Genomic DNA, 14,679 nt, shown 5'->3' with positions numbered 1-14,679 from the left:
CCTTCCCTAGCATTCGAGCATCCAAACAGCCATTCGGGTGCTCCTCATGTTTCGCAGATTGCGCGGTATTCCGCTGCTGGGTTGCCTGCTGGGCAGCCTCGGTTGCCATGGGCAACCGCCGGCACCGCCGCCCATTCAGAAGGGTGACTACGGCGCGATCATCCGCTACCTGCAAGCCCGCATTCCCCGGGCGATCGCCCAAGAGCATATCGCCGGCCTGTCGATTGCCCTGGTCAATGGCCAGGAGCTGATCTGGGCCCAGGGCTTCGGCCTGGCCGACAAGGCCCGGGGCGTGCCGGTCACGCCCAACACCGCGTTCCGTGCCGGTGGCATTTCCAAGCTGCTCACCGCCACGGCCGCGCTGCAATGTGTGGAACAACAGCGGCTGGCGCTGGATGCGCCGATCCAGCAGACCTTGCGCGAGTTTTACGTGCGCTCGCGCTTTCATGACGACCAGGCCGCTGCCGACCGCGCTGTGACCCTGCGGCGTTTACTCAGCCACCAGTCCGGCCTGCCCAGTGAACACCTGCGTGACCTGCACAGCACCTACGCCATGGGGCAGATGCCGATGCGCGTGTCGGGGGTTTGGCTGAGCAGCCCGCCAGGCTCGCAGGTGGCGTATTCCAACCTCGGTTATGCCCTGGTGGGCGCGGCCATCGAGCGCAGCAGCGGCAAAAGCTTTGAAGCCCAGTTGCAAAACAGCCTGCTCAAGCCGCTGGAAATGAACCAGTCGAGTTTTGTCGGCACCGCCAGCCAGCAGGCGTTCCGCGCCCTGGGCTACACGGACGGCGTTGCCAGTACCGATGCCCCGGTGCGCGACATCGCCGCCAGCGGCCTGTGGGCCAGCCCGAAAGACCTCGCGCATTACGTGCACATGCTCTTCGCCCAAGGCGTCTACAAAGGCAACCGCGTGCTGGGCAGCGCTTCGATCGACGCGATGTTCACCCAGCAGAACACCGGCAATGCGCTGGACTTCGATTGCCAGATGGGCCTGGGCTGGTTCCTCGCCCCATGCGGTGACGAACCCGTCGGCCCCGGTATACGCATCTACCAGCACAGCGGTGGCGGCGATGATTTTGCCGCGCAGTTGAGCCTGCTGCCCGACCAACAACTGGCCGTGATCATCATGGCCAATGACAGCAACGCCGAAGACCTGGTGGCCGGCCTGGCCACCGACACCCTGCGCCTGCTGCTCCAGGCGCAAACCGGCCACGCCGTCTGCGCCGACGACTGCCAGGCGCCCAGCCACGGCCTGAAACTGCGCCACGTGCCGGCCGCCATCGACCGCAGGCGCCTGGCCGGCTTCTACGCCACCGCCTGGGGCGTGTTCCGGATCAAGGATGACGATCAGCGGCTGTCGGGCGAGTTGGCCGGCTACACCTTCGAATTATTGCGCGACGACGATGGCTGGTTGCGCGCGCAGAAGAAAGTGCTCGGCTTCTGGCTCAAGGACCTCGGCGAACTGGGCCGCGTGCAACTGGACGTGATCAGCGTGCAAGGCCGCCAGATGCTCACCGCCCGCAGCCACGGCCAGCGCGTGGCTATCGGTGAGCGCATCGAACCGCCGCCCTTGCCCTCGGCCTGGGCCGACACCATCGGCACCTATCAAGTGCTCAACACCCATGAGCCGGACGCCCCCCTGAGCGGCATCAGCGTGCGCCTGGAAGACGGCTTCCTGGTGATCCGCGGCCAACTGCACGACGAACCGCTGACCGACTACATCCTGCTGCCCATCGACAACGCCCATGCCGTCCTCGCCGGCAACGGCTATGGCCTGGGCGATACGGTGAGCCGCCAGATCAACGGTCTCAGCGCTTCGGGCTACGCCTTCAAGCGCACCCGCTCCCCTTATAAACCCTTGGCCTTCTAACCCCCTTATGTGTTCAAAAACCCTGCATCTGTCGCTCTCTTCACAGTGCCTGCTGGATGTGCAATACCTGGCGGATGACGCAGGCAAGAGCCCGATTGTGGGGCGTCGTTAGCAGGCGTCGGTGATGGGGCTGGAATACACCTTTTGACAGGGTAAGCCAGTCAAAAAATGTGGGAGAGGGCTCGCCCCCCCCCACATTTGATCTCCACAGCATTCAAAATGTATTACTCGGCATACGCCCACGTCATGCGAAACGACGCCCCGCCCCACTCCGAATCCATCACGTGCACGTGCCCGCCATGCCACTGCGACACCCGCTGCACCAGCGCCAGGCCGAGGCCGAAGCCGCCGGTGCGGCGGTCGCGACTGGCATCCAGGCGCATGAAGGGCTGGAAGATCCTGGCCCGGCCGTCCTCGGGCACGCCGGGGCCGTCGTCACACACACGCACTTCGTAGCCCTCGCCGAACTTCACCAGCGACACCTCGACCCGGCGCTCGGCATAACGGATGGCATTGCGCAGCAGGTTGATCACGGCGCGGGCCATGAAGCGCGGCTCGATCTGGATAAAGTCGACCTCGCAGGTACGCAACGTCAGCTGGATACCGGCCGCCTCCGCCTCCAGCGCGACGCTGCCGATCACGCTGTCGAGCCAGCTGTGGGCCTCGATGCGCTCGCGGGTGACCTGAGTGGCGCCGCGCTCCAGGCTGGCGTAGGTGAGCAGCTCGGACACCATCTCCTCCAGCTCGCCGAGGTCGGCGTACATATCGGCGATCAATTCGCCCCGCTGGCGCGGGTCGGCCTGTTGCTTGAGTTGGTCGAGTTCGAACGATAACCGTGCAATCGGTGTACGCAGTTCGTGGGACACCGCATTGGTGAGTTCGCGCTGGTTGGCGATCAGGCTTTCGATGCGCTCGGCCATCTGGTTGAAGTGCCCGGCCAGCGCACGCACGGTGGAGCTGCGCGGCAGCAGGATGCGCGAGCCGAGGTCGTTGTCGCCGAAGCGCTGCGCGGCCAGGCGGATATGTTCCAGGTCGCGCCAGTGCGGGCGTACCCAGAAATACAGGACGATGGCCAGGCACAGCCCGAGAAAACCGTAGGCCCACAGGTATAACCACTTGGGCTCTTCCGGCAGTTTGATTTCCAGCAGTTGCGGGCCACCGTCGATGGCCGTGAGAAACTCCATAAAGTCGCCGCGCACCACCAGCAAGCCCTGTTCCAGAAGCTTTTGTTCGCGCTCGGTGAGGGCCTGGGCATCCTTCTGCACCAGCTTCAGGCGCAGGCCGTAGTGGGACTGCAACTCGGCCAGCCGTGCGGCGCGCTGCTCCACGGGCAACGGCCGCAATTGCTCCACCAAGCCGTATGCCGGGCCACGCATGGCTTCGCGGTTGTAGGTTTCGTTGGCTTCGGGGAGCAGTTCGTCGAAGGTGTAGTTGACCAGCCAGATCGCCCCGGCCAGGCCGATCGCCAGAATCACATACAGGCGCAGAAACAGGCGCAGCATCTAGACCTCCCACGCAAACGGATTGAACAGATAGCCCTTGCCCCAGATGGTCTTGATGCACACCGGCTCACGGGGGTTGTCATTGAGCTTGCCGCGCAGCTTGCTGATGTATACGTCGACGCTGCGGTTAAGGCCGTCAAAGGCAATGCCGCGCATGCGGTTGAGGATGTCGTCGCGGGAAAGAATCTTGCCCGCGCTGCTGGCCAGCAACCACAGCAGCTCGAACTCCATGGTGGTGAGGTCGATCTGCTCGTCCCCCAGGCTGACCACCCGGCAACTGCGGTCAATCGCCAAGCGGCCGAACGCGAGGGCGCCGCGCACCGTCGGCTCGGGCGCCTGGCGACGTTGCAGGGCGCGCAGGCGTGCGAGCAGTACCGGCGGCTTGATCGGCTTGATCACATAGTCGTCGGCACCCGACTCCAGGCCGAGGATATGGTCCAGGTCGTCTTCCTTGGCAGTGAGGATCACAATGGGGGTGTCGGACACCGTGCGGATCTCGCGGCACACATGCAGGCCACTCTGGCCCGGCAGCATCAGGTCGAGCACGACGATCTTGGGTTTGAAGTCGAGGAACGCCGCCAGGGCTTCATCGCCGCGGTGCACCACGCGGACCTCAAAGCCATGCTGTGACAGAAAATGCGCGATCAGCCCTGCCAGCTTCTCGTCGTCCTCAACGAGCAGGACCTTGCCCAGACCCAGGTTTTCCATAAGTTCTCAGTGTGCAAAGACGGATTGAAGAGCGGGCATTATAGGTGGCAAGCTGGTCAACTAAAGCAACTGGCCAGTTGGTGCCGACGAAGCTTCATGCTTTTAAGAGTTTTTAACAAATAGCCTGCATTTTTTAACGCCATCCACAGGGAGTTGTATGCGCAAGGATTACCTGGCGTTCTTCGTTTCGCTGTTCCTGTCGCGGCTGGCGGACCAGATCCTGTTGTTTATCGTGCCACTGATCGTGTTCCAGACCACCCACAGCGTGTCCTGGGCCGGGCTGGCCTTCTTTGTCGAATCACTGCCGCGCTATCTCGCGTTTCCGGTGTGCGGGGCGTTGTGCGACAAGTATTCGCCGGTGCGCATCCTGCATATCAGCCAGGTTTACCGGGCACTGGCCTGTGTGATGGCGGTGGCGTTGTATGGGGTGTTCGACGGTATCTACTGGCTGGTGCTGCTGTCGGCGTTATGCGGGGTGCTGACGACCCAGGGCATCATGGCCCGCGAAGTGTTGATGCCGCATGTCTTCCAGCAGTACAGCTATGCCAAGACCCTCTCCTACTCGCAGATCGCCGACCAGAGCGGCGTGGTGCTGGGGCCGCTGGTGGCCGCGCTGATGCTGGAGGTGTGGGCCTGGCACTGGGTGGTGCTGGGGATTGCCGGGCTGTTTGTGCTGGCGGACCTGGCGATGCTGGCCTGGCAGCGTAAAACCACGGCAAGCCTGGAAACCCATCAGCAGCACCGGGATATCTGGCTGCAACCGCTGCGCATCGCGTTCGGGCATATCCGCAACCTGGCGGAGCTGAAGCGGATCATTACCCTGGCGGTCGGTGTGAACCTGATCATCGGCGTGACGCTGGCCACCTCCGCCGCCATGGTCACCGGCCTGTACGCCGCCGACAAGGACACCTATGCCCTGCTGCAGGCGGCCGGCGCGGGGGTGACCATCGCGATTCTGTTTTACCTGGCGCGCGCCACGTTGCCCTTAAAAGTGCTGGGCGGGCTGTCTTACTCGATGATCGGCGCCGGGGCGTTGGTGATGGCGGTCAGTCCCAGCCTGTGGGCGTACACCCTGGGATTCCTGCTGGTCACCGGCTTCGACAAGATGTTCAACGTGTACCTGCGCAGTACTCGTCAGCGGGTCATTCCAGTGCAGGACTTCGGCAAGACCGTGGGCGTGATCACCTTGCTCAACAACCTGGCCCAGCCGCTGGCGGGCCTGGTGATTGCAGTGCTGGCGGCGCCCTTGGGCACGCAGACGGTGATCCTGCTACTGACCGGGATCAGCGCCTTGATCGGCGTGGCCGTGGCCTCAGGCTGGCACGCCACTGTGAAAGCGGAACTCGATGTCGGGTGATTCGATCAGTTCCTGCTCGGCCGCCCTCACCCGCTCGATCACCTGGGCGATGTCCTTGGCGTCGCCGTACTGGTAGGCCAGCTTCAGGTAACCCTGGAAGTGCCGCGCCTCGCTTTTCAGCAGGCCGAAGTAGAACTTGCCGAGTTCTTCGTCCAAATGCGGCACCAGGGCTTCGAAACGCTCGCAACTGCGCGCTTCGATAAAGGCGCCGACCACCAGGGTATCCACCAGCTTGACCGGTTCGTGGCTGCGCACCACCTTGCGCAAACCGGAGGCATAGCGCCCGGCGTGCAGTTGGCGCAACTCGACCTTGCGCTTCTTGATCAGGCGCATGACCTGCTCATGGTGCACCAGTTCTTCCCGGGCCAGCCGCGACATCATATTGATCAGGTCAACATGGGCGTGGTACTTGGCGATCAGGCTCAGGGCGGTGCTGGCCGCTTTGAATTCGCAGTTCTTGTGGTCGATCAACAGGGTGTCCTGATCGGCCAATGCGGCCTGCACCCAGGCATCGGGGGTTCGGCAACCGAGGAATTCGTGGATTTCGGGCAGGTTCATCGGGCTCACGGACAAAGGATCACAAAAAGGCCGCCGATTATACCCACCGCGCCGCAGACCACCAGCCACCGGCCTTGATGTGCATCAACATGACGTCTGGCGGGCAGCAACTATAGTTGTTCCAAGCCCACCCTTTTGGAGATCCGATCATGCAAGCCATTCGCAGCATCCTGGTGGTCATCGAGCCCGCGCATTCGGAAAGCCTGGCCCTCAAGCGCGCCAAGCTGATCGCCGGGGTTACCGGCGCGCACCTGCACTTGCTGGTCTGCGACAAGAAACACGAGCATTCGGCGCTGTTGAGCCTGCTCAAGGCCGGCTTGCAGGAGGACGGTTACAGCGTGACCACCGAGCAGGCGTGGAATGAAAGCCTGCATGACACCATTATCGATGTGCAGCAGGCCGAAGGCTGTGGGCTGGTGATCAAGCAGCACTTTCCCGACAGCCCGCTTAAAAAGGCCCTGCTGACGCCGGCGGACTGGAAGCTGTTGCGCTTGTGCCCGACGCCGGTGTTGCTGGTCAAGACGTCCACACCGTGGGCGGGCGGGGTAATTCTGGCGGCGATCGATGTGGGCAACAACGACGGGGAACACCGCGAGCTGCATCACGCGATCATCGACCATGGCTTCGACATCGCCAGCCTGGCCAAGGCGCAGTTGCATGTGATCAGCGCCCATCCGTCGCCGATGTTGTCGGCGGCGGACCCGACGTTCCAGCTCAAGGAAACCATCGAGGCGCGTTATCGGGAGCAGTGCAAGGCGTTCCAGGCGGAATTCGATGTGGATGACGCGCACCTGCATGTCGAGGAGGGCCCGGCGGATGTATTGATCCCCCACCTGGCCCACACATTGAAAGCGGCCGTGACCATCATAGGCACCGTGGGGCGCACCGGCATTTCCGGGGCGTTGATCGGTAATACGGCGGAGGTGATCCTGGATGCGGTGGACAGTGATGTACTGGTGCTCAAGCCGCAGACGTTGATGGATCACCTGGAGGAACTGGCGACCAAGGCCTGACGCCGATCCCCCTCCCACAGTTGGATGTGTGTTGTCAGTCAGCGAGCGCGTCTCTCAGGAACCCCGGGGCGATATAGCGCTGGTAATGGGCCTCGGACAGAATGAAGAACTCACGGTCGATGGCATCGCGCAGTTCCGGCAAGGCCCAGTCGCGAAACTCCGGCAACAGCACCATGCCGTACGCCTCCAGGTTATTGATCACCCGCGCGCCGCGGGCAATCAGCTGGTACGCCCAGCAGTACTCGGACTGGTGCGGCACGAAACGGATCTTGCGTTGCTCCAGTTGGCCGCGCAGGGTCTTGGGGTCGAAAATCTCGAGTTTGCCGGCCATCACCTGCACCAACAGTTGCTCCAGCCGCAGCCAGACCGCGCGTTTTTCTTCCTCGTTATAGCCATTCCACTGGATCACTTCGTGGTGGAAACGCTTGCAGCCACGGCACACGAGATCGCCGTAGACCGTGGAGCACAGGCCGACGCAGGGGGTCTTGATGGTTTGGTTGGACATGGGCAACAACACGCAAATCAGCGAAACAGTGCGCCATGTTAGCCCTTTGTCTAAGGTTGATCACCCAGCAAACTTGGTGATGCAACTTACCTTTAGAAATTTTTTGCCGTAGAATCATCCGGCCTTGTAAGGCGCCAATAATCCGCTGGAAGCTGTTTTCAAAGCGTCACGAGCACAGTCGTTCCTTCAGAACGGTGTTGGCGATGGTCATTACCCGGCAGGTAATGATCAGCGCCAACCCTCATCAGCTCCGTTCTGCAGGCGTAAAACTTTGAAAGCAGCTTCTGTAAGGAATGCCGGCAGCGCTGGCTTTGCGGCCCAAAAAGCCCCCGAGCGCATGCGTGCCGTTCATTTCTGGATGAGCGTCCCGTGGGACCACTGATGAGGGTAATAACTGTGCTTGAAGCCTACCGCAAACATATCGAAGAGCGTGCAGCACTGGGTATCGTTCCCCAGCCGCTTAATGCCGAACAAACCGCAGGCCTGGTTGAGCTGCTGAAGAATCCCCCGGCTGGCGAAGAAGAATTCCTCGTTGACCTGATCACCAACCGTATTCCACCGGGCGTTGACGAAGCTGCCTACGTCAAGGCCGGCTTCCTGTCTGCCCTGGCCAAGGGCGAAGCCACTTCCCCCCTGATCGACAAGAAACGCGCGGTTGAACTGCTCGGCACCATGCAGGGCGGCTACAACATCGTGACGTTGGTCGAGCTGCTGGACGACGCCGAGCTGGCGCCTGTCGCGGCTGCCCAACTCAAGCACACCCTGCTGATGTTCGATGCGTTCCACGACGTCGCCGAAAAAGCCCGCAACGGCAACGAGCACGCCAAAGGCGTGATCCAGTCCTGGGCTGACGGCGAGTGGTTCCGTAACCGCCCGACCCTGGCCGACAAGATCAGCCTGCGCGTGTTCAAGGTCACCGGCGAAACCAACACCGACGACCTGTCCCCCGCCCCGGACGCCTGGTCCCGCCCTGACATCCCGCTGCACGCCCTGGCCATGTTGAAAATGGCACGTGAAGGCATCGTGCCGGACGAGCAAGGCAAGACCGGCCCGATGAAGCAGATCGAAGAAATGCGCGGCCAAGGCTTCCCGATCGCCTACGTCGGTGACGTGGTCGGTACCGGATCTTCGCGTAAATCCGCGACCAACTCGGTGCTGTGGTTCTTCGGCGACGACGTTCCCTACGTGCCGAACAAGCGCGCCGGCGGCTTCTGCTTCGGCAGCAAGATCGCTCCCATCTTCTACAACACCATGGAAGATGCCGGCGCACTGCCGATCGAATTCGACGTGACCAACATGAACATGGGCGACGTGATCGACCTGTACCCTCATGCTGGCAAAGTCTGCAAGCACGGCACCGACGAAGTCCTGACCACCTTCGAAATGAAGACCCCGGTCCTGCTCGACGAAGTTCGCGCCGGCGGCCGTATCCCGCTGATCATCGGCCGTGGCCTGACCGACAAGGCGCGCGCCGAGCTGGGCCTGGGCCCTACCGACCTGTTCAAGCTGCCTGAAGCACCGGTCGACACGGGCAAGGGTTTCACCCTGGCCCAGAAAATGGTCGGCAAGGCCTGCGGCCTGCCGGAAGGCAAAGGCGTTCGTCCAGGTACGTACTGCGAACCGAAGATGACCACCGTGGGTTCCCAGGACACCACCGGTCCGATGACCCGTGACGAACTGAAAGACCTGGCGTGCCTGGGCTTCTCGACCGACCTGGTGATGCAGTCCTTCTGCCACACCGCGGCGTATCCAAAGCCGATCGACGTGACCACCCACCACACCCTGCCTGACTTCATCATGACCCGTGGCGGTGTATCGCTGCGTCCAGGCGACGGCATCATCCACAGCTGGCTGAACCGCATGCTGCTGCCGGATACCGTCGGCACCGGTGGTGACTCCCACACCCGTTTCCCGATGGGCATCTCGTTCCCGGCCGGTTCCGGTCTGGTCGCGTTCGCCGCAGCCACCGGCGTCATGCCGCTGGACATGCCGGAATCGATCCTGGTGCGCTTCAAAGGCAAGATGAAACCTGGCATCACCCTGCGTGACCTGGTTCATGCCATTCCTTACTACGCGATCCAGGCTGGCCTGCTGACCGTAGAGAAGAAAGGCAAGAAAAACGCCTTCTCCGGCCGCATCCTGGAAATCGAAGGCCTGAACGACCTGACGCTGGAGCAGGCTTTCGAGCTTTCCGACGCATCGGCCGAACGTTCGGCTGCCGGTTGCACCATCAAGCTGTCGAAAGAATCCGTCACCGAGTACCTGAACTCCAACATCACCCTGCTGCGCTGGATGATCGGCGAAGGCTACGGCGATGCCCGCACCCTGGAACGTCGCGCCCAAGCGATGGAAGCCTGGGTCGCCAACCCGGAACTGATGGAAGCCGATGCCGACGCGGAATACGCCGAAGTCATCGAGATCGACCTGGCCGAAATCAACGAGCCGATCCTCTGCGCGCCGAACGACCCGGACGATGCCCGTCTGCTGTCCAGCGTTGCCGGCGAGAAGATCGACGAAGTGTTCATCGGTTCGTGCATGACCAACATCGGTCACTTCCGCGCTGCCGGTAAGCTGCTGGAGCAGGTCAAGGGTCAGTTGCCAACTCGCCTGTGGCTGTCGCCGCCGACCAAGATGGACGCTCACCAGTTGACCGAAGAAGGCTACTACGGCATCTACGGCAAGGCTGGCGCGCGCATGGAAATGCCGGGCTGCTCGCTGTGCATGGGTAACCAGGCACGTGTAGAGCCGAACTCGACCGTGGTATCGACGTCGACCCGTAACTTCCCGAACCGCCTGGGTGACGGCGCGAACGTCTACCTGGCTTCGGCTGAGCTGGCGGCAGTCGCCTCCACCCTGGGTCGCCTGCCGACCGTCGAAGAGTACATGGGCTACGCAGCGAAACTGGACACCATGGCCAGTGACGTCTACCGCTACCTGAACTTCGACCAGATCGCCGAGTTCCGCAAAATCGCAGCAAGCGCCAACATCCCGGTGATCCAGGCTTAACGGTGTGTTGATGTGAAAGACGCCGCGTATCGCAAGGTACGCGGCGTTTTTTATGCCTGGAATACAAACACATTCAGTTGATGCATCTGTCACTGACCCACCGCTATCGAGGGCAAGCCCCACGCGTTACGCTTTGCCCACTTCAAGCGCCAACTGCACCGCGCCATCGACGCTCAAGCCACTGAGCAGCACATGGGGCGCCAATGCTTCAGGCAACCCCTGCAACACCTCGCGGGCGTCATGCCGCACACGGGCCAACACCAGGCGCTTGCCCTCCCCGCGCACCTGGGCAAAAAACGCCGCCAGCGCTTCGATGCTGGTGCCGTCCAGGTCCGGGGATTCTTCCAGGCTCAACACCACCGCCTCGACCGGCGACTGGCGCATCAGGCGCAAGGCCGCGCCCAGGATGCGTTCGGCATTGGCAAAAAACAGCGCCTCGCTGGGCCGGACGATCAAGACCCCCGGCACGGCCAGGGCATCGGCATGGTGCTGGCGATCGACAAAGTCATGACTGTCACCCAAGCGCCCCAGCACCTGGATGTCGGCTGAGGACATCTGGCGCAGCATCAACATCACGCTGATCGCGACCGCCACCAGCAAACCATCCAGCACACCGAGCACCAGCACTGCCGTTACCGCACAGATCACCAGCACGCGATCGCGCCGCCACAGGAAATAACGCCCCAGCGGCTGCACGCTCAAGCCTCGTCCCAGGGCATAGATGACGACGGCGGCCAGCACCGGCTCCGGCGTGAGCGCGACATAGGGCAGCACCGTCAGCACAATCAGCAAGATCACCAGCGCCGCGACAATCCCCGCCAGGCGCGAATAGGCGCCGGCCGCCTCGTTGGCCGACGTCGCCGAATACCCGGCACCGGCCGGCATGCCGTGGAACAACCCGGAGACCAGGTTGGCCGCGCCCAGCGCCAGCAGGTCACGGTTGGATGACACCCGGTCACCATGCTTGAGCGCGAACGAACTGATAGAGCCGTAGGACTCCGCGTACAGGATCATCACCAGCGCAAACGCCAATTCCCCCAGGCGCAGCCAGTCGGCAAACGGCAGCACCGGCAAATGCCCCAGCTCCAGGCGCAGGTCGATCATGCCGATCTGCGCCACCCCATAGGCCTGCAGGTCCAGGTACTGCCCGGCAGCGATGCCGAGCACCACGACCACCAGGCCACCGGGCAGGCGCGGGAGGCGTGCGCACAGCCACAGCACCAGCAACGCCAGCGTCGCCACCAGTGCCGCAGGCCAGTTCCAGCGCGGCAGCTGCTCCAGCAACTGCGGCAGAAAACGGATCAGGTTGTTATCGGTGAGGTGCACACCCACCACACCGGCCAATTGCTTGAGGATGATGGTCAGCGCCAGGCCGAAGGCGAAGCCACGCAATACCGGTTTGGCGATAAACGAGGTGACGCCGCCGAGCTTGAACAGTCCGGCCAACAGGAAAAACACCCCGGTGAGCAACACCAGCCCGAAGGCCAGGGACAGCCTCAATGCCGGGTCGTCACCCGCCAGGCTCGCCGTGGCCGCCGCCAACACGGCTGCCGACGACGAGGTGGCCGAGACAATCGCAAAGCGGCTGCTGCCGAACAGGCCATAGCACACCAGCCCGGCAAACAAGGCGATCACCCCGGCCTGGGGCGGCAGCGCGGCAATACTGGAATAGGCCACGGCCTCCGGCAGCAGCAAACCGGCAATGGATAAGCCGGCCAGCAGGTCTTGGGTGCGGTTAGAGGTTACGGCAACGGGTGCATCGGTTTCAGTCTTCAATCGGCCCAACCCATCCTGGCAAAAAGCGTGGGTAAGCTTAGCCCTCATTGGTCGGCGACGGTTGCGCGGCGTCAGCTTTTGCGCAGGCAAAAAAAAGCCGATTCGCGGTGTGCGCGAATCGGCTTGCGGGCGTGAGCCCCGGGGTCAGGACAGCAGCGAATAAATCAATGCGGTAATCGCCACCAGGCCCACCGCCGTGACAAACACGTTGGACGCCTGCCCACGGTACCTGGCCATGGCCGGCACCTTGCGGATCGCGTACATCGGCATCAGGAACAGGATCGACGCGATGATCGGCCCGCCCAGGGTCTCGATCATGCCGAGGATGCTCGGGTTCAGCGTGGCAACGATCCAGCACACCACCAGCATGAAGGCGGCGGTCATGCGGTCCAGGGTCTTGGCGGCCGGACGGCGACCGCTTTTGAGCACCAGGCCCTTGAGGCCTTCGCTGGCGCCGATGTAGTGACCCAGGAACGACTTGGCAATCGCCACGAACGCGATCAACGGCGCGGCAAACGCGATGGTCGGGTTGTTGAAGTGGTTGGCCAGGTACGACAGGATCGACAGGTTCTGCGCTTTCGCCTCACCCAACTGCACCGGCGACAGGGTCAGCACGCAACTGAACACGAAGAACAGCACCATCACCACCATCAACAGGTGCGCGCGGGACAGGATCTGCGAACTGCGCTCATCGGCGTGTTCGCCGTACTGGCGCTTCTGGTCGACCGCAAACGCCGAGATGATCGGCGAGTGGTTGAACGAGAACACCATCACCGGAATCGCCAGCCACAGGGTGTTGAGCAACGCCGACGGTGCCGGCACCACACTGGCGGTGCTGAGGATGCCACCGTTCCAATGGGGGATCAGGTACACCGCGAGGAACAGCAAGGCGACGATAAACGGGTACACCATCAGGCTCATGGCCTTGACGATCACCTGCTCACCGCAACGCACCACCGCCAGCAGCCCCAGGATCAGCACAAACGCCAGCAACGCCCGTGGCGGCGGCATGATGTGCAACTGGTGCTCCATGAAGCTGCTGACCGTGTTGGTCAGGGCCACGCTGTAGATCAGCAGGATCGGGAAGATCGCGAAGAAGTACAGCAGCGTGATCAACGCACCGGCCTTGATGCCGAAATGCTCTTCGACCACATCGGTGATGTCGGAGCCCGCACGACCGGAGAGTACGAAACGGGTCAGGCCACGGTGGGCAAAGAACGTCATCGGGAACGCCAGCACCGCCAGGATCACCAAGGGCCAGAAGCCGCCCAGGCCGGCGTTGATCGGCAGGAACAAGGTGCCGGCGCCAATGGCGGTGCCGAACAGGCCAAGCATCCAGGTGGTGTCCTGGCGGCTCCAGCTTGAGAGGGTTGCAGGTGTCGTTGCATAGCGTTCGTCGACGCTATTGGCCTGATCATTCATCCGGTCGGATCTCCGCATTTACACGGCCGGGACGAGTCAGAAAAACCTGACAGGCAGCGCCCCGACCATAGAAGGGGCCGGATTGTCCGGGATTCTCTTGAATAAGCAAAGACTTAGCTGAGGAACGGTTATGCGGTGCAGAGGCTCAAGCGCGGCCCTGGGCAGTGGTTTCGGGGGGCTGCCGCGGGTTTCTCGAGTGGCTGCCAGGCGCCATTGACGAGCGCGATCGGGGATTCTAACCAATGGACTTCCCATACTTTTAGAGAAGTCGCCTACAGCAAGACCAGAAACACCTTATATCTAAATAAAAGTTTAACCACAACAACCTTGCAATTGTTACACAACCCTACATAGCCATTGAGCATTCGCCAAGAACCAACCTAACATCGCCCCGCTCCATTCGAAGAACAACATGCTTATTTAAAATAACAAGGATTCCAATATGCGAAGACTCACTGTTGTTTTTGCTGGTTTGTTGATCACGGGCCTACTCTGCTCGTCTGAAAGTTACGCCAATCAAACCGCGTCCGAACCTGACGCTCAAGCACTGGCTTCCTCGCCTCAATGGCTGACCACCAAGGTTTATATCGAAGGCGAGCCGGACACCGACGTCAAGGCCAGCTACCCCGGCGTGGTAGGCATATCGATGTGGGACCCGCAGCGCAATCGCTATGAGTTCTTCTACACCGATACCGGCCGCTCGAAACACGCCGATGGCGGCGGCGGTTACTTTCTGGTCACCGGCGATAAAAAGACCCATATCCTGGTCCCTGACGTTGGCCCGACCAGAACCATTGTTAGAAGACTCGAAAAACTCGACAGCAGCGAATTCACTTATTCCCGCGAAGTGCCGCGCGATATGGTCAGCACTAACCCGCCCGTTCGGATTTATGTGGTACACGCCCCCTACACCGGCCCCATGAAGACAGTCATGTCGAACTGATTAAACATTCATGTTTAAT

11 protein-coding genes are annotated in these 14,679 nt (G+C 62.0%); 5 read left to right on the top strand and 6 right to left on the bottom strand.

Annotated elements, in window-relative coordinates:
- Positions 1 to 46 precede the first annotated feature (46 nt).
- Positions 47 to 1,870 carry a serine hydrolase domain-containing protein gene (locus tag BFP99_RS22530; RefSeq protein ID WP_065948242.1) on the top strand — a complete coding sequence of 608 codons (1,824 nt, stop codon included), beginning with the start codon at positions 47 to 49 and terminating at the stop codon, positions 1,868 to 1,870.
- Positions 1,871 to 2,094: 224 nt separating this feature from the next.
- Here the strand turns inward: BFP99_RS22530 and BFP99_RS22525 are convergent, their stop codons facing one another.
- Both BFP99_RS22525 and BFP99_RS22520 read right to left on the bottom strand, forming a co-directional pair.
- Positions 2,095 to 3,372 carry an ATP-binding protein gene (locus tag BFP99_RS22525; protein ID WP_065948241.1) on the bottom strand — a complete coding sequence of 426 codons (1,278 nt, stop codon included), beginning with the start codon at positions 3,370 to 3,372 and terminating at the stop codon, positions 2,095 to 2,097.
- Positions 3,373 to 4,080 (bottom strand): response regulator, encoded by a 708-nt coding sequence (locus tag BFP99_RS22520; protein WP_065928008.1) that lies wholly within the window; start codon positions 4,078 to 4,080, stop codon positions 3,373 to 3,375.
- 157 nt (positions 4,081 to 4,237) lie between these two features.
- Here BFP99_RS22520 and BFP99_RS22515 point away from each other — a divergent pair, with 157 nt between their 5' ends.
- The gene (locus BFP99_RS22515) at positions 4,238 to 5,437 is read left to right on the top strand and encodes an MFS transporter (RefSeq protein ID WP_065948240.1); all 1,200 of its coding nucleotides are present in this window, start codon (positions 4,238 to 4,240) and stop codon (positions 5,435 to 5,437) included.
- Here BFP99_RS22515 and BFP99_RS22510 read toward each other — a convergent pair.
- Positions 5,393 to 5,995 carry a tRNA-(ms[2]io[6]A)-hydroxylase gene (locus BFP99_RS22510; RefSeq protein ID WP_027608547.1) on the bottom strand — a complete coding sequence of 201 codons (603 nt, stop codon included), beginning with the start codon at positions 5,993 to 5,995 and terminating at the stop codon, positions 5,393 to 5,395. The genes BFP99_RS22515 and BFP99_RS22510 overlap by 45 nt on opposite strands.
- 149 nt (positions 5,996 to 6,144) lie before the next feature.
- On the opposite strand from BFP99_RS22510, the gene BFP99_RS22505 reads away from it, so the two are divergent.
- Positions 6,145 to 7,008 carry a universal stress protein gene (locus BFP99_RS22505; protein ID WP_027608548.1) on the top strand — a complete coding sequence of 288 codons (864 nt, stop codon included), beginning with the start codon at positions 6,145 to 6,147 and terminating at the stop codon, positions 7,006 to 7,008.
- A 34-nt stretch (positions 7,009 to 7,042) separates the two neighbouring features.
- Here the strand turns inward: BFP99_RS22505 and BFP99_RS22500 are convergent, their stop codons facing one another.
- Positions 7,043 to 7,513 carry a DUF1289 domain-containing protein gene (locus BFP99_RS22500; RefSeq protein ID WP_065928006.1) on the bottom strand — a complete coding sequence of 157 codons (471 nt, stop codon included), beginning with the start codon at positions 7,511 to 7,513 and terminating at the stop codon, positions 7,043 to 7,045.
- A 396-nt stretch (positions 7,514 to 7,909) separates the two neighbouring features.
- Between BFP99_RS22500 and acnB the strand changes: the two genes are divergently transcribed.
- Positions 7,910 to 10,519 (top strand): bifunctional aconitate hydratase 2/2-methylisocitrate dehydratase, encoded by a 2,610-nt coding sequence (gene acnB, locus BFP99_RS22495; protein WP_065928005.1) that lies wholly within the window; start codon positions 7,910 to 7,912, stop codon positions 10,517 to 10,519.
- 126 nt (positions 10,520 to 10,645) lie between these two features.
- Here acnB and BFP99_RS22490 read toward each other — a convergent pair whose 3' ends face one another.
- Positions 10,646 to 12,295, bottom strand: a complete 1,650-nt coding sequence (locus BFP99_RS22490; protein WP_065948239.1) for a SulP family inorganic anion transporter — start codon at positions 12,293 to 12,295, stop codon at positions 10,646 to 10,648.
- 144 nt (positions 12,296 to 12,439) lie between these two features.
- Positions 12,440 to 13,717 carry a serine/threonine transporter gene (locus BFP99_RS22485; protein WP_065948238.1) on the bottom strand — a complete coding sequence of 426 codons (1,278 nt, stop codon included), beginning with the start codon at positions 13,715 to 13,717 and terminating at the stop codon, positions 12,440 to 12,442.
- A 442-nt stretch (positions 13,718 to 14,159) separates the two neighbouring features.
- Between BFP99_RS22485 and BFP99_RS22480 the strand changes: the two genes are divergently transcribed.
- Complete coding sequence (locus BFP99_RS22480) at positions 14,160 to 14,660, top strand: DUF4822 domain-containing protein (protein ID WP_065948237.1); 501 nt, start codon at positions 14,160 to 14,162, stop codon at positions 14,658 to 14,660.
- Positions 14,661 to 14,679 lie beyond the last annotated feature (19 nt).

This window comes from Pseudomonas sp. 1 R 17, from assembly GCF_900067035.1.
In the GTDB taxonomy this organism is placed as follows: Bacteria; Pseudomonadota; Gammaproteobacteria; order Pseudomonadales; family Pseudomonadaceae; genus Aquipseudomonas; species Aquipseudomonas marginalis.
Note: the sequence above shows the minus strand (reverse complement) of the source record. Positions and strands in the feature narration are given on the sequence as shown.

What these genes read in the sequence shown, in the direction of transcription:
- BFP99_RS22515 (WP_065948240.1), top strand. Translation starts at nt 4,238, where the DNA reads ATGCGCAAGGATTACCTGGCGTTCTTCGTTTCGCTGTTCCTGTCGCGG.
- BFP99_RS22530 (WP_065948242.1), top strand. Translation starts at nt 47, where the DNA reads ATGTTTCGCAGATTGCGCGGTATTCCGCTGCTGGGTTGCCTGCTGGGC.
- BFP99_RS22510 (WP_027608547.1), bottom strand. Translation starts at nt 5,995, where the DNA reads ATGAACCTGCCCGAAATCCACGAATTCCTCGGTTGCCGAACCCCCGAT.
- BFP99_RS22485 (WP_065948238.1), bottom strand. Translation starts at nt 13,717, where the DNA reads ATGAATGATCAGGCCAATAGCGTCGACGAACGCTATGCAACGACACCT.
- BFP99_RS22525 (WP_065948241.1), bottom strand. Translation starts at nt 3,372, where the DNA reads ATGCTGCGCCTGTTTCTGCGCCTGTATGTGATTCTGGCGATCGGCCTG.
- BFP99_RS22520 (WP_065928008.1), bottom strand. Translation starts at nt 4,080, where the DNA reads ATGGAAAACCTGGGTCTGGGCAAGGTCCTGCTCGTTGAGGACGACGAG.
- BFP99_RS22480 (WP_065948237.1), top strand. Translation starts at nt 14,160, where the DNA reads ATGCGAAGACTCACTGTTGTTTTTGCTGGTTTGTTGATCACGGGCCTA.
- BFP99_RS22505 (WP_027608548.1), top strand. Translation starts at nt 6,145, where the DNA reads ATGCAAGCCATTCGCAGCATCCTGGTGGTCATCGAGCCCGCGCATTCG.
- BFP99_RS22500 (WP_065928006.1), bottom strand. Translation starts at nt 7,513, where the DNA reads ATGTCCAACCAAACCATCAAGACCCCCTGCGTCGGCCTGTGCTCCACG.